This is a genomic window from Marisediminicola sp. LYQ85 (assembly GCF_046600695.1).
GTDB lineage: Bacteria > Actinomycetota > Actinomycetes > Actinomycetales > Microbacteriaceae > Marisediminicola.
This window is the reverse complement of sequence record NZ_JBKIWO010000001.1, coordinates 1076898-1103895: the sequence shown is the minus strand read 5'-3', so window position 1 is coordinate 1103895 and position 26998 is coordinate 1076898. Positions and strand designations below refer to the sequence as shown.

At 69.0% G+C, this 26998-nt stretch carries 22 protein-coding genes and 2 tRNA genes; 20 read left to right on the top strand and 4 right to left on the bottom strand.

Going from position 1 to position 26998, the window contains the following annotated elements:
* Window positions 1-31 precede the first annotated feature (31 nt).
* The 3 genes from ACLHG5_RS05135 (at window position 32) to leuA (ending at window position 4070) form a co-directional block, all read left to right on the top strand.
* Entirely contained in the window at window positions 32-793 is a 762-nt protein-coding gene (locus ACLHG5_RS05135; protein WP_411318037.1) for an ABC transporter ATP-binding protein, read from the top strand.
* A complete protein-coding gene (locus ACLHG5_RS05130) occupies window positions 790-2166 on the top strand; it encodes an FtsX-like permease family protein (protein WP_411318036.1) in 1377 nt (458 codons plus the stop codon). Before ACLHG5_RS05135 ends, ACLHG5_RS05130 begins: the two co-directional genes overlap by 4 nt.
* Before the next feature lie 143 nt (window positions 2167-2309).
* Window positions 2310-4070, top strand: a complete 1761-nt coding sequence (gene leuA / locus ACLHG5_RS05125; protein ID WP_411318035.1) for a 2-isopropylmalate synthase — start codon at window positions 2310-2312, stop codon at window positions 4068-4070.
* A 424-nt stretch (window positions 4071-4494) separates the two neighbouring features.
* On the opposite strand, the gene ACLHG5_RS05120 is transcribed toward leuA, so the two are convergent.
* On the bottom strand, window positions 4495-5175 hold the full coding sequence (locus ACLHG5_RS05120; RefSeq protein WP_411315224.1) for a trimeric intracellular cation channel family protein: 681 nt from the start codon (window positions 5173-5175) through the stop codon (window positions 4495-4497).
* A 156-nt stretch (window positions 5176-5331) separates the two neighbouring features.
* Here ACLHG5_RS05120 and recO point away from each other — a divergent pair, with 156 nt between their 5' ends.
* The 6 genes from recO to ACLHG5_RS05090 all read left to right on the top strand — a co-directional run bounded on the left by recO (window position 5332) and on the right by ACLHG5_RS05090 (window position 12096).
* Window positions 5332-6177, top strand: coding sequence for a DNA repair protein RecO (gene recO, locus ACLHG5_RS05115; protein ID WP_411315225.1), 846 nt, complete (start codon window positions 5332-5334; stop codon window positions 6175-6177).
* Complete coding sequence (locus ACLHG5_RS05110) at window positions 6174-6971, top strand: isoprenyl transferase (RefSeq protein ID WP_411318034.1); 798 nt, start codon at window positions 6174-6176, stop codon at window positions 6969-6971. Before recO ends, ACLHG5_RS05110 begins: the two co-directional genes overlap by 4 nt.
* 100 nt (window positions 6972-7071) lie before the next feature.
* The gene (locus ACLHG5_RS05105; protein WP_411318033.1) at window positions 7072-8241 is read left to right on the top strand and encodes an aminotransferase class V-fold PLP-dependent enzyme; all 1170 of its coding nucleotides are present in this window, start codon (window positions 7072-7074) and stop codon (window positions 8239-8241) included.
* 163 nt (window positions 8242-8404) lie between these two features.
* Entirely contained in the window at window positions 8405-9790 is a 1386-nt protein-coding gene (locus ACLHG5_RS05100; protein WP_411315227.1) for a glycine--tRNA ligase, read from the top strand.
* Window positions 9791-10161: 371 nt separating this feature from the next.
* Window positions 10162-11157, top strand: a complete 996-nt coding sequence (locus ACLHG5_RS05095) for a hypothetical protein (RefSeq protein ID WP_411318032.1) — start codon at window positions 10162-10164, stop codon at window positions 11155-11157.
* A gap of 195 nt (window positions 11158-11352) precedes the next feature.
* Window positions 11353-12096, top strand: a complete 744-nt coding sequence (locus ACLHG5_RS05090; protein ID WP_411318031.1) for a DsbA family protein — start codon at window positions 11353-11355, stop codon at window positions 12094-12096.
* 334 nt (window positions 12097-12430) lie between these two features.
* Here the strand turns inward: ACLHG5_RS05090 and ACLHG5_RS05085 are convergent, their stop codons facing one another.
* Entirely contained in the window at window positions 12431-12928 is a 498-nt protein-coding gene (locus ACLHG5_RS05085; protein WP_411318030.1) for an aminoacyl-tRNA deacylase, read from the bottom strand.
* Between the two features lie 191 nt (window positions 12929-13119).
* Here ACLHG5_RS05085 and dusB point away from each other — a divergent pair, with 191 nt between their 5' ends.
* From dusB to ACLHG5_RS05050, 7 genes are all read left to right on the top strand, one after another.
* Complete coding sequence (gene dusB, locus ACLHG5_RS05080; RefSeq protein WP_411315231.1) at window positions 13120-14334, top strand: tRNA dihydrouridine synthase DusB; 1215 nt, start codon at window positions 13120-13122, stop codon at window positions 14332-14334.
* Window positions 14327-15646, top strand: coding sequence for a deoxyguanosinetriphosphate triphosphohydrolase (locus ACLHG5_RS05075; protein ID WP_411318415.1), 1320 nt, complete (start codon window positions 14327-14329; stop codon window positions 15644-15646). The genes dusB and ACLHG5_RS05075 overlap by 8 nt, the downstream gene beginning before the upstream one ends.
* 9 nt (window positions 15647-15655) lie before the next feature.
* Window positions 15656-17668, top strand: coding sequence for a DNA primase (gene dnaG, locus ACLHG5_RS05070; RefSeq protein WP_411318029.1), 2013 nt, complete (start codon window positions 15656-15658; stop codon window positions 17666-17668).
* 120 nt (window positions 17669-17788) lie between these two features.
* Window positions 17789-18652, top strand: coding sequence for an ATP-binding cassette domain-containing protein (locus ACLHG5_RS05065; protein ID WP_411318028.1), 864 nt, complete (start codon window positions 17789-17791; stop codon window positions 18650-18652).
* Window positions 18649-19659 (top strand): D-isomer specific 2-hydroxyacid dehydrogenase family protein, encoded by a 1011-nt coding sequence (locus tag ACLHG5_RS05060; protein WP_411318027.1) that lies wholly within the window; start codon window positions 18649-18651, stop codon window positions 19657-19659. The genes ACLHG5_RS05065 and ACLHG5_RS05060 overlap by 4 nt, the downstream gene beginning before the upstream one ends.
* A gap of 103 nt (window positions 19660-19762) precedes the next feature.
* Window positions 19763-19835, top strand: a tRNA-Asn gene (locus ACLHG5_RS05055).
* A 54-nt stretch (window positions 19836-19889) separates the two neighbouring features.
* A complete protein-coding gene (locus tag ACLHG5_RS05050) occupies window positions 19890-20771 on the top strand; it encodes a sensor histidine kinase (protein WP_411318026.1) in 882 nt (293 codons plus the stop codon).
* Between the two features lie 8 nt (window positions 20772-20779).
* Here the strand turns inward: ACLHG5_RS05050 and def are convergent, their stop codons facing one another.
* Window positions 20780-21346 (bottom strand): peptide deformylase, encoded by a 567-nt coding sequence (def, locus tag ACLHG5_RS05045; protein WP_411318025.1) that lies wholly within the window; start codon window positions 21344-21346, stop codon window positions 20780-20782.
* A 40-nt stretch (window positions 21347-21386) separates the two neighbouring features.
* Here def and ACLHG5_RS05040 point away from each other — a divergent pair, with 40 nt between their 5' ends.
* From ACLHG5_RS05040 to ACLHG5_RS05025, 4 genes are all read left to right on the top strand, one after another.
* Window positions 21387-22304: a DMT family transporter gene (locus ACLHG5_RS05040; protein WP_411318024.1), complete on the top strand. Its 918-nt coding sequence runs from the start codon at window positions 21387-21389 to the stop codon at window positions 22302-22304.
* Window positions 22305-22378: 74 nt separating this feature from the next.
* Window positions 22379-23617: a glycosyltransferase gene (locus tag ACLHG5_RS05035; RefSeq protein ID WP_411315298.1), complete on the top strand. Its 1239-nt coding sequence runs from the start codon at window positions 22379-22381 to the stop codon at window positions 23615-23617.
* Between the two features lie 19 nt (window positions 23618-23636).
* Window positions 23637-23710 (top strand) — tRNA-Ile (locus ACLHG5_RS05030).
* Between the two features lie 33 nt (window positions 23711-23743).
* Window positions 23744-24484, top strand: coding sequence for a hypothetical protein (locus tag ACLHG5_RS05025; protein WP_411318023.1), 741 nt, complete (start codon window positions 23744-23746; stop codon window positions 24482-24484).
* Window positions 24485-24505: 21 nt separating this feature from the next.
* Here ACLHG5_RS05025 and ACLHG5_RS05020 read toward each other — a convergent pair whose 3' ends face one another.
* Window positions 24506-26932: an ABC transporter gene (locus tag ACLHG5_RS05020; protein ID WP_411318022.1), complete on the bottom strand. Its 2427-nt coding sequence runs from the start codon at window positions 26930-26932 to the stop codon at window positions 24506-24508.
* Window positions 26933-26998 lie beyond the last annotated feature (66 nt).

Genomic DNA, 26998 nt, shown 5'->3' with positions numbered 1-26998 from the left:
CCACCGCCGCGGCCTCCGTAGCGTCGAAGACATGACACACAACCGCACCGACAACGGGCTCGTCGCCCGAGTCGAGAACCTCACCAAGTCCTACGGATCCGGATCCAACCTCGTCACGGCCCTCGAAGGCGTCTCGCTCGGCATCACCGCGGGCGAGTTCACCGCCATCATGGGCCCGAGCGGGTCGGGCAAATCCACCCTCATGCACATCTCGGCGGGCCTCGACAGCCCGACGACCGGTCGCGTCTGGGTCGGAGACACCGAGATCACGAGCATGAACGACTCCGAGCTCACCGTCTTGCGGCGTCGCCGAATCGGGTTCGTCTTCCAGGCGTTCAACCTCGTGCCGACGCTCGACGTCGAAGGCAACATCCTGCTGCCGTTCGAACTCGACGGCCGCCGACCGACGGGCGACGAGCGAGCCTGGATCGACCAGCTGATCGAATCGCTCGGGTTGCGCGAGCGACTCTCGCACCGCCCGCACGAACTCTCGGGCGGCCAGCAGCAACGGGTCGCGATCGCCCGGGCGCTCGGCATGCGCCCCGACCTCGTCTTCGCCGACGAGCCGACAGGAAACCTCGACTCCCGCACGGGGCGCGAGGTGCTCACCCTCCTGCGCACCGCGAGCTCGACCTACGGGCAGAGCATCGCGATGGTCACCCACGACCCGGTCGCCGCGAGCTACGCCGACCGCATCGTCATCCTCGCCGACGGCCGCGTCGTCGAAGAGCTCGGTCGGTCCACCCCCGACGAGATCAGCAGCCTCATGCTCAGCCTCGAGGGTGCATCGTGAATCCGCGCGAGCACACCTCATCCATCGTCGTCTCGGCCCTGAGCTCCTTCTTCGGCGTCTCCCTCATCCAGGCCACGGGTCTCATCACCGACGTCGTCGGCCCGATGGGCGACGGCGCCATCCAGTTGGCACTCGTGACCGTCGCGGGCGTGTTCATCCTGCTCGCGATGTACACGGGAGCCGTCGTCACGGCGAACACCTTCGGCACCATCGTGGCGGGTCGGGTTCGCACGATCGCGCTCATGAGGCTCGTCGGTGCGAGCACCCGCCAGTTGCGCGCATCCATCGGCCGCGAGGGTCTCGTGGTCGGTGCCGTCGGATCGCTCATCGGCGCCGTGCTCGCCCTCGTCACCACGAACGGGGCCGCGAGGTACTTCGTGAGCACCGGCGACCTCCCCGACATCGCGTACCGCCTCATCGACCCGCTCGTGATCCTGCCCGTCGTGGCCGTCGTCGTCACCACGTGGTCGGCATCCCTCGTCGGTTCGCGCAAGGTGCTCAGCGTGACGCCGATCCAGGCGACCGCGAGTGCCGGCGAACCGGACTTCAGTGAGAACCGCCGCCGCACGGGGCGAAACGTCATCGCGCTCCTCCTCATCGCGTCAGGTGTCGTCCTGCTCGTCGTGGGGGTCGTCGTCGGTCTCGTCTCGCCGCTGGGCATGTTCATCGCGTTCTTCGGGGGCGTCGGGTCGTTCACCGGGATCATCCTCGGTGCTCACGTCGTCATGCCGCTCGTGCTCAAAGCGGTCGGTGCGCTGTTCGGCCGCGGGGCGGCGGGCAGACTCGCCGCGCTCAACGCTTTGCGCTACCCGGCCCGAAGCACGCGGGCCACGATCGGGCTCGTCATCGGCGTGACCCTCGTCATGACCTTCACGGTCGCCGCGGCGTCGTACCAGCAGATGATCCTCGACGATACCGGCCTGGACGCTGACCAGCTGGCCGAAGCGAACCAGGTTCTCGGGGTGACCTTCGGGGTGCTCTCCGCGCTCATCGGTTTCTCGGCCGTGATCGCGGCGGTCGGCCTCGTCAACAACCTGTCGCTCGGGGTACTGCAGCGCACTCGGGAGCTCGGGTTGCTTCGCGCCCTCGGTTTCACCTCCCGCCAGGTGCGTCGGATGATCGTGGCCGAGTCCGCGCAGATGGTCATCGCCTCCGTGGGCCTCGGGCTCGGGCTCGGGGTTCTCTACGGTTGGGCGGGCGCACAGTCGCTGCTCGGCTCCATCTTCGGCAGCGAACTGGTCGCGCCGAGCGTGCCGTGGCAGGTCGTCGTCGGAATCGTCGGGGGAGCGGCTGTGCTCGCCGTCGTCGCCTCGCTCGCCCCCTCCCGTCGGGCGACGAGCGTCTCGCCGGTGCGGGCCCTGCAGACGCTGTGATCTCCGACTCGTCGCGGTGGTATCGTGTGACCGTGTTGTTCGGTCTGCTTCTCCTTAGCTGCCGCGACGAGTCCTAGCCCAGGCCCACCTCGTCGCGGAGTCCGTCGTCGGCTGACCCAATCGAGCGAAGAGGTAGAGAGCCCATGAAGAACACGCAGACGGCGTCGACGATGCCGATCCACAAGTACCGCCCGTACCACGAGATGCTCCCCGTCGATCTGCCCGATCGCACCTGGCCGTCGAAGCGCATCACCGAAGCGCCCCGCTGGTGCGCCGTCGACCTCCGCGACGGAAACCAGGCCCTCATCGACCCGATGAGCCCCGAGCGCAAGAGGGTCATGTTCGACCTGCTCGTGCGCATGGGCTACAAGGAGATCGAGGTCGGATTTCCGAGCGCCAGCCAGACCGACTTCGACTTCGTGCGGAGCCTCATCGAGGGCGACCTCATCCCCGACGACGTGACGATCCAGGTGCTCACGCAAGCCCGCGAATCGCTCATCAACCGCACATACGAATCGATCGCGGGCGCGAAACGGGCGATCGTGCACCTCTACAACTCGACGAGTGTGCTGCAGCGCGACGTCGTCTTCCGCACCGACAAGCAGGGGATCATCGACATCGCGCTCGAGGGCGCGCGGCTGTGCAGGGCCGCGGAAGCGAGCATCCCCGGCACCGAGGTCTTCTACGAGTACTCGCCCGAGAGCTACACCGGCACCGAACTCGAGTTCGCCCTCGACGTGTGCAACCAGGTGATCGAGGTCTTCGAACCCACCCCCGAGCGCAAGGTCATCATCAACCTCCCCGCGACCGTCGAGATGGCGACCCCCAACGTCTACGCGGACTCGATCGAGTGGATGTCGCGGCGCCTCGCCCACCGCGAGAACGTGCTGCTCAGCCTGCATCCACACAACGACCGCGGCACGGCCGTCGCCGCCGCCGAGCTCGGCTATCTCGCGGGCGCCGACCGCATCGAGGGGTGCCTCTTCGGAAACGGCGAGCGCACGGGCAACGTCGACCTCATCGCCCTCGGCATCAACCTCTTCACGCAGGGAATCGACCCGCAGATCGACTTCTCCGACCTCGACGAGGTCAAGCGCACCGCCGAGTACTGCAACCAGTTGCCCGTGCCCGAACGCAGCCCGTGGGCGGGCGACCTCGTCTACACGGCGTTCAGCGGCTCACACCAGGACGCCATCAAGAAGGGCTTCGAGGCCATGGCCGTCGAGGCCGAGCGTCGCGGCGTCACGGTCGATGAGCTCGAGTGGGCGGTGCCGTACCTGCCCGTCGACCCCAAAGATCTCGGGCGCAGCTACGAGGCCGTCATCCGCGTCAACTCCCAATCGGGCAAGGGCGGCGTCGCCTACCTGCTCAAGACCGACCACGCGCTCGACCTCCCGCGCAAACTGCAGATCGAGTTCAGCGGTGTCGTGCAGGCCAAGACCGACGCCGAGGGTGGCGAAGTCACGAGCGACCAGATCTGGGCGATCTTCCGAGACGAATACCTGCCCTCCGACGACGCCGACGAGAAGTGGGGGCGATTCGAACTCACCCGCACCGGCACGACGAGCGACATGTCCGGAGTCGTCACCCTCGAGACGCAGATGCGGGTCGGCGACGACACCCTGGCGACGACCGCGACCGGCAACGGGCCGATCGACGCGTTCGTGCGCGTGCTCGCCGAGCAGGGTGTCGACGTCAAGGTCTACGACTACGTCGAGCACGCGCTCAGTTCGGGTGGGGACGCCCTCGCTGCGTCGTACGTCGAGTGTGCCGTCGGAGACATCCGCCTCTGGGGGGTCGGGATCGACGCCGACATCGCGAGCGCGTCTCTCAAGGCGATCGTCTCCGCGGTGAACCGTGCCGTGCGCACGCCCGCGGACGACCGCGAGCTCGTTACGGCGTAGCCCGCCCTCGCCTCACCCCCACTCGCCTCGGCCGGCACCCTTTGTTGCAAATTCAGGAGTTCGCGGCACCTCGCGTATGAGACACCCGTGCCGCTCGTGGGTGCGCGCGCGCCGGTGCGCGCGACTCCTGAATTCTCAACGGGGTGAGCCGATCGCGGTGGCGCTTGGCAGTGTCGCTGGCAGTGTCGCTGGCAGTGGCAGACGCGGAGCGTTGGCGCCCAACCGCACGTCGGTGGCCCCATCCGCTCGCCCCGGTGGAAAATCAGGAGATGGGCGCCATTCGGTCGCTGACAGAGGTGCGCCGCCGCGGTGCGCCAGGCTTCTCCTGAATTTCCCACGGTGCGACGGGGGTCGATGGGGCGATGGGGGCGACGGGGCGATGGGGGCGACGGGGCGGCAGGCAACCGCGGCGGCCGACGGGCGTCTAGCGCGGGCGCCGCAAGCCGCGGATGCGGCGGATGCGCGGCAAGCGCTCGATGCGCCGCTGCTCGGGCAGGCTCCACCCGAACAGCACCGACAGCACGCGGATGCCGAAGGTCACCCCGACACAGATGGCCGCGGAGATCGCGACGGGCACGCCGAACTCGAGCAGCACGACGAGGGTCGCCGAACCGCCGACGGCAGCGACCGCGTAGAGCGACCCGACGTGCATGAGCGCGATGGGCATGTTGAGCAGTAGGTCGCGCAGGATCGACCCGCCAACCGCCGCGAGGGTGCCGACGAACACGGCGGGGACTTCCGGCAGGCCGAAGGCGAGCGCTTTGGTCGTGCCGATCGCGCAGAAGATGCCGATCGTGAGGGCGTCGAGCACGGTGATCACCTTGTTGAGCCGTTCGAAGATGCGCTCGAGCAACATCCCGAAGAGGGCTGCGCCCGTCGCGACGACGAGGTACCAGTTCGATTCGAGGGCGACGGGCACTTCGGCGAGGAGCACGTCTCGGATGAGCCCGCCCCCGAACCCCGTTGCGATGCCGATGATGGCGACCCCGAGGAGGTCGAGGCGCCGGTCGCGGAACTGCGCCGCGACGACAGCGCCTTGCAGTGCCCCGATGCCGATGGCCAGGAGGTCCGCCCACAGCGGGATGACGAACTGGTCGGGGATCACGAGTCCATTCGTACCACGAGAGGCGACGGAGACCAGCGGATGCATGCGGCCCGACGCAACCGAGCGAAACCCGGTCGCAGACACGCGCACCCCGACCCTCCGCCGCCACGGCGGGGCGGATGCGGCCCTCCCGGCTCGAGCGCCGATAATCGTCTGGTGCCCCTCTACCGTGATGAAGCCGTCGTGCTGCGAACCCACAAGCTGGGCGAAGCCGACCGCATCGTCACGATGCTCAGTCGCGAGCACGGCAAGATCCGGGCGGTCGCGAAGGGCGTGCGCCGCACCGCCTCGAAGTTCGGGGCGCGCCTCGAGCCGTTCATGGTCGCCGACGTGCAGCTCTTCGAGGGCCGCAGCCTCGACATCATCACCCAGGCCGTGTCGCTCGGGTCGTACGGCGCCGACATCATCGGCGACTATGCGAGCTACACCGCCGCGAGCGTGATGGTCGAGACGGCTGACAAGGTCACCGAAGACGACGGAAGCCTGCAGCAGTACCTCCTTTTGGTCGGCGCTCTGCGATCGCTGTCGCGCCGCGAGCACGGCGCGGGCTCGACGCTCGACTCCTACCTGTTGCGAGCGCTGAGCGTCGCCGGTTGGGCGCCGAGCTTCAACGACTGCGCCATGACGGGCGTGCCGGGGCCGCACTCGGCGTTCGTCGTGCAGCTCGGTGGGGTCGTCGCCGACGAGGTCGCGCCGCCCGGCGCCCCCCGGCTCGACACCGCGACGATCGGCCTCCTCTCCGCCCTCCTCACGGGGGACTGGCCGACCGTGGATGCCGCGTCCGAGGGCACCCGGTCGATGGCGAGCGGTGTCGTCGCGGCGTACACCCAGTTCCATCTCGAGCGCAGCCTGCGGTCACTGCAACACGTGGACCGCGAGCCCGATTCGCGCGCGCCGGACTCGCGGCAGCCGATTGGCGCCCTGTTCGCGACCGGCGAGGTGCCCGCATCCATCGAACCGTCCCCGACCGTCGAAGACACTGCAGCGAGGATCCGCCCGTGACCGCGAAGACCCACAAGGATGCCGTCGACTTCCGCCCCGTCGACTGGACAGGCATCTACCCGCCCGAGCTGCCGCGAGCCGCGGTGCCGAAGCACGTCGCGATCGTGATGGACGGCAACGGCCGCTGGGCCAACGGCAAGGGACTCACGCGGGTGGAGGGCCACAAGGCGGGGGAGGCGTCGCTCCTCGACGTCGTGGCCGGAGCACTGCAGATCGGCGTCACCCACTTGAGCGTCTACGCGTTCTCGACCGAGAACTGGAAGCGCTCGCCCGCCGAGGTCAAGTTCCTCATGGGCTTCAACAGGTCGGTGCTGCACCGTCGCCGAGACCAGCTCAACGACTGGGGTGTGCGCATCCGCTGGGCGGGGCGCAAGCCGCGGCTGTGGCGCTCGGTGATCTCCGAGCTCGAGTTCGCCGAGAAGCTCACCGAGAACAATTCGACCCTGACCCTCACGATGTGCGTCAACTACGGGGGACGCACCGAGATAGCGGATGCCGTGCGCGCGATCGCGACGGAGGTCGCGGCCGGCAGGATGTCGCCCTCGGGCATCAGCGAGAAGACGATCCAGAAGGCGCTGTATGCACCCGAGCTTCCCGACGTCGACCTGTTCGTGAGGAGCTCGGGGGAGCAGCGCACGAGCAACTTCATGCTGTGGCAGAGCGCCTACGCCGAAATGGTGTTCCTCGACACGCTGTGGCCCGATTTCACGCGCAAACAGTTGTGGGAGGCGGTCGGCGTCTACGCGTCGCGCAACCGGCGGTTCGGCGGGGCGATCGACGCGCCGACGGCGTAGGGGCGGGCGCCGCTCACGGGTTGGGGTGCGACGGGCTGACAACGCGGGGGCGTGCGCCGCACAGGTTTCGCCGGCTGCCGTCGCGCGCCACAATGGGGGGATGACAGAGCCCCCCGCGGCCACAAGCCGTCGACCCTCTGCGACCTCCGGGCCGTTCGAACAGACTCCCTCGTGGTCGCGAGAACTCCGTGCCGCACGCGCATCGTTCACGGCGTCGCCTGGCTACCTCGCCGCAGCCTCGATGGGCATCCCGTCGAGTGACACCGTGGACGCCTTGCGTGCCGACCTCGACCTGTGGGGCGCCGCGATGCACGACGCGGCGCGGTACGGCGACATCGTCGAACGCACGCGTGCCCACTACGCGCGGCTCGTGGGCATCGGCGCGGACCGCGTCGCGATCGGCTCGCAGACCTCGGTGCTCGCGAGCATCCTCGCTCAGGCGGTTCCCGAGGGTGCCGAGGTCGTGTGCGTCGACGGCGACTTCAGCTCGATCGTGTTCCCCTTCATGCAGAGGCCCGGAGTGCGGGTCAGGCACGTCGCGATCGCCGACCTCGCCGAGTCGCTCACCGACGACACGTGGCTCGTCGCGTTCTCGCACATCCAGTCGTCGACGGGTGCGGTCGCCGACATCCCCGCGATCGTTGCCGCGGCAGCCGAGCACGACGTCGTCACGCTGTGCGACACGACCCAGTCGGCGGGCGTGCACCCCGTCGACGCGTCGCTCTTCGACGCGACCGTGTGCCACTCCTACAAGTGGTTGTGCGCACCGCGCGGCGCAGCGTTCCTCACGCTCACGGCCGAGCTGCAATCGCGCCTCGTGCCGGTGCACGCCGGCTGGTACGCGGGCGACGACGTCTGGCGATCGTGTTACGGACCCACGATGACCCTCGCCGCCGACGCCCGAGCGTTCGACGTGTCACCCGCGTGGCCCGTGTGGGTGGGGGCGGAACCGGCCATCCGGATGTTCGCCGACCTCGACATCGCGGAAGTGTGGGCTTACACGTCCCGGCTCGGCGACCTCACGTGCGATGCGCTCGGGATCCCTCGACAGCACCAGGCGATCGTCACGATGGCCGACCCCGACGGTTCGGCCCTCGCGATACTCGCGGCGGCGGGCATCCGGGCGTCGGGCAGGGCGGGGCGCGTGCGGCTCGCGTTCCACCTGTGGAACGACGAGTCCGACGTCGAGGCTCTCGCGCGAGCGCTGTCGACGTCGGCGGGGTCGGCGGGGTCGTCCGCCGAGCTGCGGGCGCCGCTTCCGCCCGCATAGAGGCCGGGCCGGGCCGCAGTCGCTGTCGCTGTCGCAGTCGCAGACGCTCGGCGATATCGCCCACCCCGGCGCGAGCCGAGACGCCCGGCGCGCTCGCTAGGCTGGACTTTTCCGCCGACCCGCTCGACCGCGCACCCAGCGCGGCTGGACAACTGGAGTTCCTGTGGCCAACGCCTCCCCCCTCGACCCCGTCATCAACCTCGCGAAACGCCGCGGATTCGTGTTCCAAGCGGGGGAGATCTACGGGGGGTCACGCTCCGCATGGGACTACGGGCCCCTCGGAGTCGCGCTCAAAGAGAACATCAAACGCCAGTGGTGGCAGTTCATGGTGCAGGGGCGCGACGACATCGTGGGGCTCGACTCCTCGGTCATCCTGCCCCGGCAGGTGTGGGAGGCGTCCGGTCACGTCGAGGTCTTCAGCGACCCGCTCGTCGAATCCCTCCACACGCACAAGCGCTACCGCGCCGACCACCTCCTCGAGGCCTACGAGGAGAAGCACGGGCACCCTCCGGTCAACGGTCTCGCCGACATCCGCGACCCCGACACCGGCCAGCCCGGCTCCTGGACCGAACCGCAGAACTTCTCGGGACTCCTCAAGACGTTTCTCGGCCCCGTCGACAACGAGGAGGGCATGGCCTACCTCCGGCCCGAAACCGCGCAGGGCATCTTCGTGAACTTCGCCAACGTGCTCGCCACCTCGCGCCAGAAGCCGCCGTTCGGAATCGCGCAGATCGGCAAGAGCTTCCGCAACGAGATCACCCCCGGAAACTTCATCTTCCGCACGCGCGAATTCGAGCAGATGGAGATGGAGTTCTTCGTCGAGCCCGGAACCGACGCCGAATGGCACCAGTACTGGATCGACGCGTGCCTCGCGTGGTTCACCGACCTCGGCATCGACCCCGCGAACATCCGCCTCGACGAGCACGCGCCCGAGAAGCTCTCGCACTACTCGACCCGCACGGTCGACCTCGAGTACCGCTTCGGGTTCCAGGGCAGCCAGTGGGGTGAGCTCATGGGAATCGCGAACCGCACCGATTTCGACCTCAAGACGCACTCCGCGGCATCCGGAACCGACCTCTCGTACTTCGACCAGGCCAAGAACGAGCGCTGGATCCCGTATGTAATCGAGCCCGCGTTCGGGCTCACGCGCGCCCTCATGGCATTCCTCATCGACGCGTACACCGAAGACGAGGCTCCCAACACGAAGGGGGGCGTCGACAAGCGCACGGTGCTCAGATTGGACCGCCGCCTCGCGCCCGTGAAGGTCGCCGTGCTGCCGCTGTCGCGCAACGAGCGTCTGTCGCCGGTGGCCCGTGAGCTCGCGGCCGACCTGCGCAAGCTCTGGAACATCGACTTCGACGACGCCGGCGCGATCGGCCGACGCTATCGCAGGCAAGACGAGATCGGCACGCCGTTCTGCGTCACCATCGACTTCGACACCCTCGACGACAACGCGGTGACCGTGCGCGAGCGCGACAGCATGGCTCAGGAGCGCGTGTCGCTCGACCGCTTGCGCGGCTACCTCGCCGAACAGCTCGTCGGCGCGTAAGGCGGGGCGGCGCTGCGCGTTAAGCGGGGGCGACGCAGCGCGGCAGCGGTGCCGGTGGCGGCCAAGGCGCGTGCGCTCGAGCCTCCGCGCTCGCGATTCTGCGCGGCACGCTCCGCCGCTCACCCCTGTTGCCAACTCAGGAGTACTGCACGCTCCGCCGCTCACCCCTGTTGCGAATTCAGGAGTACTGCGCGCACCGGCTCGAGCCGCAGACACGTCATCGGCCGCCGCCCCGCTGACGCGCGCCGATCTCCTGAATTCGCAACCGGGAGCCGGGATGGGCGCTCCTGCACAGGTGCAGCTCGGCTGACCTGAGCCTCCATTCCTGGCACGCCGCAGCGGTCCGCTGGCCCCCGCGGCACAGTCGTCGCATGAATGATCTGGCGGACACCGTCATCGAGCTCGGCGGAATGGCGCAGAAGCAGCAACTCGTGAAACGGGGTTTCCGTGACCGCGACCTCACCAGGGCGGTTCGCGCAGGCGACGTCGTGCGAGCACGCAACGGCTGGTACTCGACGCTTCCCGAGACGGATGCCCGGCTCCGCGCGGTTCGGGTCGGCGGGCGTCTCACGGGTGTGTCGTCCATCGCCGAGCGGGGCGGCTGGGTCACCGCGGCCCCCGTTCTGCATGTCGCGGCGCCGCCGAACGCTGCTCGACTGCGGTCGCAGCACAACAGGTTCCGGCGTCTTGCGCCGTCGGTGCGGGCGGGCGTCGTCGTCCACTGGAGCGATCACGCCGGTGACAGAGGTGACGCGTGTCACGTGCCCGTGCTCGACGCCCTCGAGAGAGTCGTGCTCGACGAACCGCTGGAGGTCGCGGTTGCGTGTCTCGACTGGGCCCTGTGCACGGCGGTACTCGACCGCGTCGACTTCGAGACACTCATTCTGCGGCTGCCCGGATCGGTGCGCTGGATCGCCGATTGGGTCGACGACCGCTGCGACAGCTTGCCCGAAAGCCTGGCCCGCACTCGACTCCGTGCCGCGGGGCACCTGGTTCAGTCGCAGGTGCTGCTCGGCACGGGGGAGCCGATCGATCTCGTCGTCGACGGTGAGATCGCTCTCGAAGTCGACGGCGAACGGTGGCACTGGGATCGCTTCGAACGTGACCGCCGCAAGGATCTGACGATCACCCTCAGCCAGCGGCACGCGCTGCGGCCGAGCGCGCGAATGGTCTTCGGCGAGTGGGACGTCGTCGTCGCGGCGGTGCTCTGCGCGCTCTCGGCGAGGGGCGTCTCGGCACCCTCTCCCGTCGAGAACTCAGGAGCGCGCGTCGCCCGGCGACGTCCTGGCCCGCGATCGCGCAGGACTACGGGGCCTCCGCGCGCCGGGCTCCTGAATTTGCAACCCGGGGAGGCAGGGGTGGGGTGACGCGAGGCAACACGGGTGGGGTGACGCGAAGCAACAAGGGGGGGGGTGACGTGGGGTGACGTGAGGCGACATGGGGTGGGGCGACGTGAAGCAACACGGGTGCGAGGTGACGCGAGGTGGGGTGGCGCCGTATGAGGCGCAGCGACGTGCGGCGGGCCCGGGAATAGCTTCGCGCCGCCGGCCGTTGACCACCGGGTGACTCACACCATCAAGGTCGACATCTGGTCAGACGTGCAGTGCCCCTGGTGCTACATCGGCAAGCGCAAATTCGAGGCGGGACTCGCCCGGTTCACGAGCGAGCGAGGGGCGGATGCCGGACCCGACGTCGTCGTCGAATATCACTCGTTCGAGCTCGCCCCCGACACCCCCGTCGACTTCGACGGCTCGCCGGTCGACTATCTCAGTGAGCGCAAGGGCCTGCCGCTGGCTCAGGTCGAGCAGATGCTCGACAACGTCACGTCGATCGCCGCGAGTGTGGGCCTCGACTACCGCTACGAGTCGGTCAAGCAGACGAACACCATCAAGGCGCACGAGCTGCTGCACTTCGCGAAGGCGCACGACAAGCAGCTGGAGATGAAGGAGCGCCTCCTGAGCGCCTACTTCGTGGAGGGCCGCCATGTCGGCCGGGTCGACGACCTGGTCGAGCTCGCCGCCGAGGTCGGACTCGACGCGACCGACGCGCGCACCGCCCTCGAGGCGGGCACGTTCACGGCCGCGGTGAAGGCCGACGTCGCGGTCGCCCAGGGGTACGGCATCACCGGGGTGCCCTTCTTCGTCATCGACGGAAAGTACGGGGTCTCGGGCGCTCAAGATCCTCAGGCGTTCGCGCAAGTCCTCGAGCGCGCCGTCGACGACGCCGCGGACCATGCCGTCGCGGTGACGGATGGTGCGCACACGGATGCCGCGGGCGCAGCTTCGGCGACGGACGGCGCGCGATGACGACCACGGGTCCTCTCTTCATGGTGGGGCGTGCCGACGCCGCGGCCTGTGAGGGTGACGCGTGCCTCGTGTCGCCGGACGACAGCAGCACCGACAGCGTGGTGAACGGCGACGCGAACTCGACTCACGCAGTGCCAGCGGCACCCTCGGGGGGTGCCCCCGCGATCACGGGCGATCTGCTGCTCGCTACCGCGATCGTCGTCCGACGTCTCGACGATGGCGACATCTGACGGGGCATCGGCTCGCGCTGTGGGTGCCGGACACAGCGACGAGCGACAGGGACACCACTCGTCCCTCGGCACTCACTCACGCACCGGCGGGCACACTCTCGCTCCTACGACCCCCCGCGCGCGCTCAGCGGTTCGGTGATGTCGGCGACCGTCGCGCCGTACGCCGCGATGACGTCGTCGGCCTCGACGAACGCCTGGTGGTCGTGATCGCCGGCACCCACCCCGATGCGCTCGCCGACGATGCTCGCGTCGGCGTAGACGGGCCACGCGGTCGTGCTTCCGAACACCGTGATGGTGCCTCGCTCGAAGCCGGTCGCCTCCAGGGCGAGGGTGGGCTCCGGCATCCGCAGCTTGTTGACACCGACGACGGCACGGAGCTTGGGCCACGAGATCTGCCGGTCTCCGGGAACGAGCGCGAAGAGGTAGTCGCCGTCGTGCCTCTTGACGACGAGCGTTTTGACGATCGAGTGCGGCTCGACGCCGAGCTGACGGGCTGCCTCGTCGAGGCTCTCGGCCGGCGGCCTCGCCACGATCTCGAGCTTCACGCCTCTCGCCTCGGCGTCGGCGACGACCCTTGCTCGTCCGTCGGTCGTGTCGGTCATGTCGATCCTTCCGTGGGGATGCCAGTCTGCCGCACGGGGCTCCCGGGCGGATGCCGGTGTGGCACAGCACACGACACCCCGCACCACGACCTCCGCACATCACGTCACCGCAGAACGCCCGCCTCCGACTCGCCCCCCACACCCCGGGCGCACCGTCGGCCGCTCCCACCTCCGTCTGAAAGAATCGCTCCGTGACGACTCTCGCCCCCGCCCCGCCTGCGTTGCGCATCGGCCCCATCGAACTCGATGTGCCCGTGGTGCTCGCTCCGATGGCCGGGATCACCAATACCGCGTTCCGCAGACTCTGCCGCGAGTTCGGTGCGGGCCTCTATGTGAGCGAGATGATCACGAGCCGCGCCCTCGTCGAGCGCACCCCCACCAGCATGCGCCTCATCCAGCACCACGAATCCGAGTCGACCCGCAGCATCCAGCTCTACGGCGTCGATCCGAAGACGGTCATCGAGGCGGTGACGATGCTCGCCGCTGAGGACCGCGCCGACCACATCGATCTGAATTTCGGGTGCCCCGTGCCGAAGGTCATGCGCAAGGGCGGCGGTGCGGCCCTCCCGTGGAAGCGCGACCTCTTCCGCGACATCGTCGAGGGCGCCGTGCGGGCTGCAGGCGACATCCCGGTCACGGTCAAGATGCGCAAGGGCATCGACGACGACCACCTCACCTATCTCGAGGCCGGCCGCACCGCCGAGGGCGCCGGGGTCGCGAGCATCGCGCTGCATGCGCGAACCGCCGCCGACTACTACAGCGGCACCGCCGACTGGTCGGCCATCACGAAGCTCAAAGAGACGATCTCGAGCGTGCCGGTTCTCGGCAACGGCGACATCTGGTCGGGCGAAGACGCGCTGCGCATGATGGACGAGACGGGCTGCGACGGCGTCGTCGTGGGCCGCGGATGCCTCGGCCGACCGTGGCTCTTCGGCGACCTCGTGCGCGCCTTCGAGTCCCGTGCCGCAGCACAGTCCAGCCCGAGCACCAGCCCGAGCATGAGCACAGCCCCACCCCGCTACGACACCGCGCACCCCTCGCTCGGCGAGGTCGGCGCGGCGCTCCGCAGGCACACCGAGTTGCTCATGGAGTTCCTCGGCGGTGACGAGCAGTGGGCGTGCCGTGACATCCGCAAGCACGTGGCCTGGTACTTCAAGGGATATCCCGTGGGCAGTGATCTCCGCTCGAGCCTCGCGCTCGTCGACAACCTGCAGCAGATGGACGACCTCCTCGGCCAGCTCGACGCCGACCAGCCCTACCCCGGCGAGGCCGCGGAGGGGCCGCGCGGTCGGGCCGGGTCTCCGAAGAAGCCGTCGTTTCCCGACCGCTGGCTCGAGAGTCGCGAGCTCGATGCGGCACACCGCGACGAGATGATCGCGGGGGAGGTGTCGAACAGTGGTGGTTGAGCGCGGCGGGTACACCGATTTCGATACGGCACGCTGGTTTCCCGAGGAGCACTCGAGTAGGCGCAGCGATTTCGCGAGGGATCGCGCTCGCCTCCTCCACTCGAGTGCGTTGCGGCGTCTCGCGGCGAAGACCCAGGTGCTCAGTCCCGCTGCCGGCCTCGACTTCGCCCGCAACCGCCTGACCCACTCCCTCGAGGTCGCCCAGGTCGGCCGTGAACTCGCGACGAGCCTCGGCCTCGACCCGGATGTCGTCGACACCGCGTGTCTCGCGCACGACCTCGGCCACCCGCCGTTCGGTCACAACGGCGAGCGTGCGCTCAACGACTGGTCGGCCGACATCGGCGGTTTCGAGGGCAACGCGCAGACGCTCCGCCTTCTCACGCGCATCGAGCCGAAGGTCTTCGGGCCCGACGGCCGCTCGTTCGGTCTCAATCTCACGCGCGCGAGTCTCGACGCGAGCTGCAAGTATCCGTGGCCCGCGAGCGGTTCGGTGAGCGACCCGAGCGGGCGCGCGAAGTTCGGTTTCTACGCGAACGATCTCGACGCCTTCGACTGGTTGCGCGACGGCGCCCCCGACCGCCGCTTGTGCATCGAAGCGCAGGTCATGGATCTCTCCGACGACATCGCCTACTCGGTGCACGACTTCGAGGATGCGATCGTCGGCGGGTTCATCGATGTCGCGGCCCTCGGCGCGCGCGTCGACCACGACGACCTCGTCGACTCGATGTTCGACTGGATTGGCGGTGAACTCTCGCACGACGAGCTCATCGCGGCGTTCGACCGCCTCGATTCGCTCGATGTCTGGATCGACTCGTGGGACGGCAGCAGGTTCGCCCACGCGAAGCTCAAGAATCTCACGAGCACGCTCATCGGTCGTTTCGCTGGCGCCGCCACTGCGGCGACCCTCGAGGCGGCCCCGCACGCCGATCGCATCATCAGGTTCGGCGCGAGCGTCGTCGTTCCCCGCGAGGTGCAGGCCGAGATCGCCGTCCTCAAGGGCATCGTCGCGACTTTCGTGATGTCGCACAACACGAGGCGTCCGCTCTACTCGCTGCAGCGCGAGGTTCTCGCCGAGCTCGCCGACGCTCTGTGGCAGGGCGGGCCGTCGCTGCTCGACGACGGGTTCGCGGCTGATTTCGAGGCCGCGGACTCGGATGTCGCGCGCCGTCGTGCCGTCGTCGACCAGGTGGCGTCGCTCACCGATCAGTCGGCGTGGACGTGGCACAAGCGTGTCGTTCGCGGGGGCGACGACGCCCTCGATGCGGCGGGCGGCGCGGCGGGCGCCCCGGCCCCGTCGTCGACGCGAAAGTAGACTCGTCGCGTGCCCGGTCTGATCAGACGAAACGATATCGACGAGGTTCGAGCGAGGGTCAACATCGCCGACGTCGTGGGGGATTACGTCACCCTCAAGGGTGCCGGAGTCGGGTCGCTCAAGGGCCTGTGCCCGTTCCACGACGAGCGCAGCCCGAGTTTTCACGTGCGACCGCAGGTGGGCCGCTACCACTGCTTCGGGTGCGGCGAGGATGGCGACGTCTTCACGTTTCTCCAGCGCATGGACCACATGTCGTTCTCGGAGGCCGTCGAGCGCATGGCGGCGAAGATCGGGCTCGAGCTGCACTACGAAGACGGGGGCCAGGCGAATGCCGATCACGGCAACCGCGCGCGCATCCTCGCGGCCAATCAGGCGGCCGCCGACTTCTTCGTCGCTCAGCTCGGGGCGCCCGAGGCCGAACCGGGGCGGCGGTTTCTCGGCGAGCGGGGCTTCGATCCGTCTGCGGCCCAGAGGTTCGGGGTCGGCTTCGCTCCGAAGTCGTTCTCGGCGCTCGGCACCCACTTGAAGTCGCTCGGCTTCTCGGAGACCGAACTCGTGACCGCCGGTCTGCTGAGCCAGGGTGATCGGGGCGCGTACGACCGGTTCCGGGGGAGGCTCGTGTGGCCCATCCGCGACGTCACCGGCCAGACTCTCGGGTTCGGCGCGCGCAAGCTCCTCGACGACGATCAGGGGCCCAAGTACCTCAACACTCCGGAGACGCCGGTCTACCACAAGTCGTCGGTGCTCTACGGCCTCGATCTCGCCAAGCGTGACATCTCGCGCGGCAAGCAGGTCGTCGTCGTCGAGGGGTACACCGATGTCATGGCGTGTCACCTCGCGGGCGTCACGACGGCCGTCGCGACGTGTGGAACGTCGTTCGGCGTCGACCACATCAAGGTCGTGCGCCGCGTGCTCGGCGACGTCGCGAACGCCGACACCCGAGGGCTCGGCGAAGTGGTGTTCACGTTCGATCCGGATGACGCCGGCCAGAAGGCCGCGTCACGCGCGTTCTCCGAGGAGCAGCGGTTCGCCGCTCAGACTTTCGTGGCCGTGGCACCGGACGGGCTCGACCCGTGCGACCTGCGACTCGCTCGCGGCGACGACGCCGTGAGACGACTCATTCTCTCGAAGAAGCCCATGTTCGAGTTCATGGTGCGTCGGGTTCTCGACGCGCACGATCTCGACACCGTCGAGGGTCGCGTCGCCGCGCTGAGGGCGAGCGCCCCGGTGATCGGCGGAATCCGTGACCAGGCGCTCAGCATCGGCTACGTGCGCACTCTCGCGCGCTGGCTCGGGATGGATCCCGACGAGGTGGGGCGCGCCGTGCGCGCGGCGAGGGCCGCGGGCGACGACGCCGGGCGGTCTACCTCGGGTACGGGAGCCTCGCGCGACACTCGCGAACCGGATCGCGCTCGAAGCGGCGCGCCGGGGCGGTACGGCGACTCGCGGCCCGGCGATGCAGGCGCGCGCGACTCGAGGCCGGGCGACTCGCGACCCCTCGACTCGGACTCGGGCTTCGCGTCCGATCCCGACGCGGCTGAACGGGGGATGTCGATCTCCGACCTCCCGGGAGACCTCGGCACGAGGCTCGAACGCGACGCTCTCATGGCGATCCTGCAGCACCCGGAGTCGGTCGACCGGTCTCTCGCGGAACGCGCCATGCGGGTGCCGTACGCCAACGGGTCGCTCGCCATGGTGCGTGACGGGATCGTCTCGAGCCTCGATCACTGGGCCGCTCGCGATTGGCTCGACCGCGTGATCGAGGCGACCCCTCCGCCCTTCTCGAGTCTCGTGAAAGAGCTCGGCGTCGCACCCATTCCCATCAAGGACACCGCCGAACTGCCGGCGTACAGTTCGAGCGTCGCATCGGCTCTCATCGACCGTGACCTCAAGCGTCGCAAAGCGGAGGTCCTCGGGCGACTCCAGCGTGTCGACGGGATCGCCGAGCCGGCCAAGTCGCGCGAGTTGCAGCAGGAGCTCGTACAGATCGAGCGCGATCGCCGCATCCTGCGAGAAGAGTGACGCGTCTCGGGGTAGCGTGAACGGGTTCGGTGCCCCGCCCGGGTCAAGGGGACTGCGGGGTGATGAGGGGATGTGCGCGTGCGGATCGGTGGACGAGGGCGTCAGGGTTACGGGACCGTCGTGTCGTCACGCGACCTCTCCATCGAGTACCGCTCGAGCACGGCGTCGGCACGCCATCTCGCGGTCAAAGGCGTCAGTTTCGACCTCGGCTACGGCGAGGTGCTCGGTGTCGTCGGGGAGTCGGGGTCGGGAAAGTCGACGCTCGCGGCGACGATCGCCGGGCTCGCCGACCGCGGCAGCAACGATGAGGCGTCCCCGCGCATCTGCGGGGGAGGGTTGTCGGTCTTCGACACCGAGCTCCGCGGCATCGGCGGTCGCGCCCGTCGCGAGCTGACCCTGCGCATCGGTTATCTCGCGCAAGACGGGGCGCAGCGGCTCAACTCGAGTCTCACGATCGCCGAGAACGTGGCCGAGCCCATCTTCCTCCGCGACCGCCGCTTCGACGCTCGCGAGGCAGGTCAAGCGGCCGCGACGCTCATCGACGCGGTGCACCTGCCGCTGTCGATCCTCGAGCGCCGCCCGTTCGAGCTCAGCAGCGGGCAGCGACAGCGGGTCGCCCTCGCACGCGCCCTCATCCTCGAACCCGGACTCCTCGTCGCCGACGAGCCCATTCGCGGGGTCGACATCATGGTGCGTCACGACGTGCTCGCGGTCATCCCCGAGTTGCAAGCGGAGCGCGGATTCTCGGCGATCGTCGTCAGCAGTGACTTGAGCGTGATCACCGAGGTCGCCGAACGCATCGCCGTGATGCACGACGGTGTCGTCATCGGCATCGGTTCGCCCGAAGCTCTCGCGGCGACCCCCGACCACCCCTACGTGAAAGCCCTCGCGCGCGAGTTCATCGACACGAGAGCGGACACTCCGGTGCCGCGGGCCGTCGGACAGGCCGACGACACGCTCGACGACGCGAACGACGAAAGATGACGATGCCCTCGAACCCTCCCCAACACCGCTCGGTGACCGCCCGCGACGCCGACGTGGTGCCGGATGCCTCACGACCGACCCCCGGGCCGATCGCCGTGCTCCCTCGCGCGAATCCGGTCTTCGTCGACGCCGTCGAGGCCGGCGGCGGTGAGGTCGCCGAGCTCTCCGCCGAGACCCGCGGCGTCGTGTGGTTGTCGCTCTCGGGCGCCCAGGATCTCACCGACATCCTCGCGCGCTACCCGCAGATCGAGTGGGTGCAGCTGCCGTGGGCCGGAGTCGACGGTTTCGCCGAGGTCTTGCGACCCTTCGCGGGCACCGACCTCCCGCTGTGGACGAGCGCGAAGGGGGCGTACGCCCAACCGGTCGCGGAGCACGCTCTCGCGTTGACCCTCGGTCTGCTGCGGGTCTTCCCCACCCGGGTGCGGGCCACCTCGTGGTCGACGATCCCCGAGGGGCGATCGCTCTACGGACTCTCGGTGGTCGTCGTGGGCGCCGGCGGCATCGCGATCGAGTTCCTGAGGCTGCTCGAACCCTTCGGCGCGACCGTCACGGTCGTGCGCCGCAGCAGCGACCACCTCGAGGGTGCCGACCGCACCATCACCGCCGACCGCTTGCACACGGTTCTGCCGCGCGCCGACGTCGTCGTGATCGCCGCGGCTCTCACGGAGGGCACGCGACACTTGTTCGGAGCCGAGCAGTTCGACCTCATGAAGGATGACGCGGTGCTCGTCAATATCGCCCGTGGCGGCCTCGTCGACACCGACGCTCTCGCCGACGCCCTCGAGCGCGGCACGATCGCGGGTGCTGGCATCGACGTGACCGACCCGGAACCGCTCCCCGACGGCCACCGGCTGTGGAACGCCCCCAACCTCATCATCACGCCGCACAGTGCCGACACCCCCGACATGACCGCCCCGCTGCTCGCGGAGCGCATCACGGCCAACACGGAGGCGTTTCTCGACGACGGTCGTTTCATCGGCATCGTCGACACGACCGCCGGGTACTGAGACCCCGAGCGACGGGGCGCGGATTCCGCGCGATCCCGGGGGCGCGACGGCTCGATTTGGCGACCGTCGCACCTTTGGTAAGGTAATCAAGCTGTTTCAGCATTCCTCGATAGCTCAATTGGCAGAGCAGCCGGCTGTTAACCGGCAGGTTCTTGGTTCGAGTCCAAGTCGGGGAGCTCGAAGGCCGCACGGGGCTCCACCCCCTGCGGCCTTCGTCATCAGGAGACGACATGAACCAGTGGGCCGCTGAGAACTCGACGCTCGTCGCCTCGGTTGCGGGCGGTCTCGCCGTCGTGGCTCTCGCTCTCGCGGTCGCCTGGGCTCTCTCCCTGCGCAACGCGCGACTGCTCTCACGTGAGCTCGACGAGCAAGACGCCGAACTCGCGCGGCTGCGAACGGTCGTGGCCGAGCACAGCGCGAGGTCGCGCATCGTGCTCGAACTGCACGAGGTGGCGGTGCACTCGGTGGCGTCGATCGTGCGCACTGCCGACGGAGCACGCTACAGCGCGGCTGCCGACGACGGGGCCGCGGTGCGGGCCCTCGGCCAGATCGTCGACGAGGCGTCGTCGTCGCTCAGCGACCTCCGCCGCATCGTGGCCATCTCCGGGCCGGATGCGCAGCCGGAGCGCCCGACGGTCACGTCGATGGCCGACCTCATCGATTCGATGAGGCACGCGGGCCTCGACATCACGTTCGTCGAATCGGGCGAGTCGTTCCCGTTGCGGTCGGGGGCGGATGCCGCCGTCTGCCGCATTCTCGAGGAGGCGCTTTCGAACGCCCTCACCCACGGGGGAGCGGGCACCGCGGTGTCGGTGACCGTCACCTGGACGGCCGAGGGCGTGCAGCTGCTCGTCGACGACGACGGCGTCCACTCGGCGGCCCGGCGCGACGGGCTCGACCCCTACTCGGTGTCGCAACGACGGCGCTATTCGATCGACGACGACGCTGCAGCCCTGACCGAGGTCGTGTCGGGTCCGGGCGTCACCGAGATGCGCGAGCGCGCGACCGCGTTCGACGGTGTGTTCAGTGCCTACCCGGTGCCGGGTGTCGGGTTCTCGGTCTCGGCGATCTTCCCTCGGCTCCGTCACGACGGTCCGGCGCCGCGGGCATAGCCGCCGAGCTACGCGTCGAGGGCGTCTTCACCGGGGAGCCAGGAGAGCCCGGGCTCACCCCATCCCGACTTGCGGATCGCTTTCGCGGCGGGCTTCGCGAAACGCTGCTCGAGCCTGTCGACGTAGAGCACGCCGTCGAGATGGTCGTATTCGTGCTGGAAGATGCGGGCGAGCCATCCGTCGGCCTCGATCTCGAACGGGGCACCGTCGACATCGAAAGCGCGCAGGATGGCGCGCGGAGACCTCTGCAGCGGAAACCGTTCGCCGGGCACCGAGAGGCACCCCTCGGAGTCGTCGTCTTCGTCCGGTTCGGCGGGAACGCTCGGCGTGATCCAGAGTTCGGGGTTGACCGCCGTGCCGCGCCACTCCGTGCCGTCGTCGTCTGTCCACCCGTAGACGAACACGCGGATGTCTCGACCGACCTGCGGGGCGGCGAGACCGACGCCCGGGGCGACATCCATCGTCTCGAACATGTCGGCGACGAGGCGGCGCAGCTCGGCGTCGAAAACCGTGACGTCGTTCGCGCGCGAATGGAGAACGGGGTCTCCCGTGATGAGAATCGGGAGGACGGCCATTCGTCAAGATTATCGGTGAGCCAGCCAGTAGGGTCGTCGCGTGGTGTTCGACCTGAGTGACCTGACCGGTGAGGTGCTGACCCTTACCCCGATGCAGGGACTCGGTATCCCCGTCGCCCTGTGCGGGGCCGTCTTCCTCGCACTCGGTGCCCAGTTTCAGCACCGGGGCGTCGGCAAGGTCGAAGCGCAGCTCGGGGGTGCCTCGAGCGGGCTGAGCCTCACCCAGTTGCGCGCCCTCGTCACCCGCCCGTCGTGGATCATCGGCACCGCGATGCTCGGTCTCGCGGTGACGCTTCAGCTCATCGCGCTCTACCTCGCGCCGCTCATCGTCGTTCAACCGCTCGGCGCGGTCGCCCTCGTGATCACGGCTCTCGTCAACGCGCGGGTCAGCAAGGTGAAGCTCGACAGGTTGACCGTGCGCTCGATCGCGCTGTGTGTCGGGGGTGTCGCCGTCTTCGTGACGTTCGCGGCGTTCGTCGCCCGGGAGCGGCCCATCACCGATGCGCAACTCATCACCGTGCTCGTCGTGCTCGCCGTCGTGCTCGCGATCGCCGCGGTCCTGTTCGCGTTCTTGAGGTCGAGAATCCGGGCGATCATCTACATCATCGCCGCGGGTGTGCTCTACGGCTTCGTCGCGACGCTCGCCAAGGTCGTGATCAACCGCTTCGTGTCGGACAACTTCGACGCCCTCACGCTCGTGTGCATCGTGGCCCTCCTCGCCGGTACGGCGCTCGGGGCCTACTTCGTGCAGACCGCCTACGCATCGGGGCCGCCCGACCTCGTGATCGCGGGCCTCACGGTCATCGACCCCCTCGTGGCGGTCGCCATCGGAATCGTCGTGCTCGGCGAGGCAGACGGCGCGCCGCTCTTCGCGGTCATCGCCTTCATCGTCGCCGGAGCCATCGCCATCTACGGTGTCTTCGAGCTCGCGAAACACCACCCCCAGGCCCGCCGCTAGGCTGGCAGACACCCGAGCCCGCGCCGCTCGGCGTTCACTCCCTGTTCGACGACACTTCAAGGACATCGAAGACTTTGCCCGATCCGCTCCCCGGCTCTACTGACGAGAACCGCGGTAGACCGCTGCGCATCCTCATCGGCGCAGACACCTTTCCCCCTGACGTCAACGGTGCGGCGAATTTCGCATCGCGACTGGCCGCGGGCCTCGTCGGCCGAGGCCACGACGTCCATGTCATCGCCCCGGCCCCGAGCCGCAAGCACGGCACGGGGGTCGAGAGTCACGACGGCGGCTCGTTCACCGTCCACCGTCTGCGGTCGTGGCGCTGGTATCCGCACGACTGGCTCCGCTACGCCCTCCCGTGGACGATGCAGCGCAACGCGGCTCGCGTGCTCGACGAGGTCAAACCCGATGTCGTTCACTTCCAGTCGCACATCGTCGTGGGTCGCGGTCTCGCGCGCCAAGCGGTCAAGCGGGGCATCCGCATCGTCGGCACGAACCATTTCATGCCCGAGAACATGATCGACCACACCCTTCTGCCCGGGTTCCTGCACAAGACCGCGATCTCCCTCGCGTGGGCCGATGCGGCCAAAACGTTCCGCCTCGCCGAATCGGTCACGAGCCCGACGCGCAAAGCGGCGAAGTTCCTCGAGGAGGCGACGGGGATCCCCAACGTGCACGCGATCTCCTGCGGAATCGACGCCACGAAATACACTCCGACCTTCGAGCGACGCGCCGAGAATCGCATCCTCTTCGTCGGCCGGGTCACCGGCGAGAAGAGCATCGACGTTCTGCTCAAGGCTGTCGCCAAACTCGACCCGGCGCTCGACGTCAAGCTCGACATCGTCGGCGGGGGAGACCTCCTCGCACCGCTCCAGCAACTGGCCAACGGTCTCGGCATCCGCTCTCGAGTCACTTTCACGGGCTACGTGACCGACGAGGAACTGCTCGAGGCCTACGGCCGTGCCACCGTCTTCGCCATGCCCTCGATCGCCGAGCTCCAGAGCATCGCGACTCTCGAAGCGATGGCATCGGCCCTGCCCGTCGTCGCGGCCGACGCGATGGCCCTCCCGCACCTCGTGCACGACGACGAGAACGGCTACCTCTTCACTCCGGGAGACGTCGACGACCTCGCGGCCAAGCTCACAAGGGTGCTCACCGCCCCCGACGCCGAGCTCCAGCGACTCAAGCGCACGAGCCTCGCCTACATCGATCCGCACGACATCGGTCGCACTCTCGCCACTTTCGAGAGCCTGTATCGTGGGGAAAAGGTGACCGATCCGGTCACCGAAGTGTCGCTCGACAACCCGGCCTGAGTCGGCGGTCGCGCCGCACGGGGCGGTAGCTCAGCTGGTTAGAGCAGCGGACTCATAATCCGTCGGTCACGGGTTCAAGTCCCGTCCGCCCCACCGAACCGTCTCCCGGAACCGAGCGGAGTGATCATGGCGAAGCGCAGCGCGACGGGCCTCGAGGTCAGTCTCGGCGCTCTCGCTCTCGCGCAGGCGATCGTCGTCGCCGTCGTGTCGGCGGGTGCGCCCGAGCTCCGGCGCCCCGTCGTCGCGCGCCTGCCCGGGGCCGGGGATGCGGATGGCGGCGCCGACGGTGCACTCGCGGTCGCGACGATCGACGTGCCCGCCGCATCCGTCGTTCTGCTCGGTCTCGTCGCGATCGTGCGGCTCGGCGCAGCGGTCCCCGCGCTGCGGCGCTGGCGCGCATCCGCTGCCGACCACGGCACTCACGGGTATCGCTGGGGGGAGGCGGCCTTCGTGTGGCCGATCCTCGTGTTCCTCGTTGCGCAGCTCAACGGCATCAGCGATATCGGCGCACTCGTCGCGATCTACGCTCTCTCGAGTGCCGTCGCGCTCTTCGCCTGTCTCCAGGATCGAGCTCTCCGCGCGAGCCTGTGGCCGTTCTCGTTCGGCACGATGGTCGGCATCGTGCCGTGGGGCATCATCGCGTTCCACCAGATCGGGGCGGGCCTCGTCGGCCAGGAACCGAGCCTCGGGCTCCGAGTCGTCACGCTCGCGATGCTCGCGGCGGTTCTCGTGACGTGGACCCTGCAGTGGCGTGAAGCGAAGCGCGCGGCGGTCGGCGCCCGACCCGGCGCCGACAGCGCTTTCGCGGTGACGTCGTTCGCCGCGGTGTCGCTCTTCGCGTGGCTCACGGTGCTCGCGCCGCTCTGAGGCAGGCTAGCCGGGGCCGAACTAGCGGGAGTCTGACTTGAGGTGGGCGCGGAGGTAGGGCGCCGTGCGACTCCCGGTCGTGGCCGCGACGTCTGCTGGAGTGCCGGCGGCAACGACTCGACCGCCCCCGTCGCCCCCCGCCGGCCCCATGTCGATCACGTGGTCGGCGTGAGCGACGACCGCCATCGAGTGTTCGACGAGCACGACCGTGTTGCCCGCGTCGACGAGCGTCGCGAGCTGTTCGACGAGCAGCTCGACGTCGGCGGGGTGGAGTCCCGTCGTGGGCTCGTCGAGGAGGTAGAGCGTGTGCCCCGAGCGAGCCCGCTGCAGCTCGGTCGCGAGCTTGATGCGCTGCGCCTCGCCGCCCGACAGTTGCGGTGCGGGTTGGCCGAGCCGGAGATATCCGAGCCCGACCTGCTGCAGTGTCGTGAGACCGCGTGATGCGGCCGGCACGGCGGTGAGGAAGGTCGCGGCCTCGTCGACGGTCATCGCGAGGACATCCGCGATGGATGCCCCGTTCCACGTGACCTCGAGCGTCTCGGCGGTGTAGCGGGATCCCCCGCACTCCGGGCACGGTGACCAACTGCCCGGGAGGAAGAGGAGCTCGACAGACACCGAACCCTCACCCTGGCAGACGTCGCAGCGACCGCCCACGACGTTGAACGAGAACCGCCCGGCGGTCCACCCGCGGGCCCGCGCCTCGTCGGTGTCGGCGAAGGTCGCTCGCACGGCATCGAAGAGTCCCGTGTAGGTCGCGAGGTTCGATCGCGGGGTTCGTCCGATCGCCTTCTGGTCGACTTGCACCACGCGTGTGACGAGAGGGTGTTCCGCGGCGCGTTCCGCGAGAACCCTCCCGACGAGTGTCGACTTGCCCGAGCCCGACACTCCGGTCACGGCCGTGAGCACGCCGAGAGGCACATCGACGTCGAGACGGTCGAGGTTGTGCCGGGAGACGTCTCGCAGCTCGAGCCACGCGGCGGGGTCGCGCCGCGCTCTGCTGCTCTCGGAGATCGCCGCGTTCACGAATCGCCGGGTGACGGATGCCTCGACCGAGCCGAGTCCGTCCACCGGCCCGCTGTAGAGCACGTCTCCTCCACCGGCTCCCGCGCCGGGGCCGACGTCGACGATCCAGTCGGCGTGGCGCACGATGTCCATGTTGTGTTCGACGACGAACACGCTGTTGCCACTCGCGCGCAACCCCTCGAGCACCTCGATGAGGGGCTCGGTGTCGGCGGGGTGCAGTCCGGCGCTCGGCTCGTCGAGCACGTAGACGACTCCGAAGAGACCCGACCGCAACTGTGTTGCGATGCGGAGTCTCTGCATCTCGCCGGGGGAGAGGGTCGGCGTCGCGCGGTCGAGACTCAGGTATCCGAGCCCGAGCCCCGTGAGCACGTCGACGCGCGCGAGCAGATCGCGACTGATCGTGACCGCGACCTCCGTGCCTTCGCCCGACGACGCACGCGACGTCGCGGCTGTGGCGTTCTCGAGCCCCGCGATGGGGCGAAGCGCGTCGGCGAGTCCGCCGAGGGGCAACCCGTTCATCTCGGCGATGGTGCGACCGGCGACCGTGACGTCGAGCGCCGCGCGGGTCAACCCGCGACCGTCGCACAGCGAGCACCTTCCGGAGTCGACGTACTGCAGCATCTTGTCTCGCTGGGTTTCGCTCTTCGAATCCGCGAGAGTGTGCATCACGAACTGCCGAGCGCTCCAGAACCGCCCCTTGTAGGGCTTCGCGACGCGATCGCGCTGGGGTTGCACCTCGACGACCGGTTGCTCTTCGGTGAAGAGGAGCCAGTCGCGGTCGCGACGCGACAGGTCACGCCACGGGATGTCGATGTCGTAGCCGAGAACGGCGGTGACGTCGCGCAGATTCTTGCCCTGCCACGCACCGGGCCACGCGGTGATGGCCCCGTCGCGGATCGAGAGCGAGTCGTCGCGCACCGCGGACGCCTCGGTCACCTCGTGGGCGACCCCGAGCCCGTGGCACCGCGGGCACGCTCCGGTGACCGTGTTGGGCGAGAACGAGTCGGACTCCAGACGGGGAGCCCCGGCGGGATAGTGCCCGGCGCGGGAGAAGAGCATCCGGAGCGAGTTCGACAGGGTCGTGAGAGTGCCGACGGTCGATCGCGAACTCGGTGCTCCGCGGCGCTGCTGCAGCGCGACCGCGGGAGGCAGCCCGGTGATGGAGTCGACGTGCGGCTTCGACCCCTGGGCGATGAGACGGCGCGCATACGGGGCGACCGATTCGAGAAACCGGCGCTGCGCCTCAGCGAAGATCGTGCCGAAGGCGAGCGACGACTTGCCCGAACCGGAGACGCCCGTGAAGGCCACGATACTGTCGCGAGGAACGTCGACGTCGACGTCGCGCAGGTTGTTCTCCCGCGCGCCGCGGACGCTGATGAAGCCGCTCGGCTCGGCTGGGCGGGCTGGCGTTCGGGACTCGGACATCCGACCGATGCTATCCGCCATGTGATCTGGTCTCCTGACGAAGAAGGGCGGCCGGGCTCTCGCCCG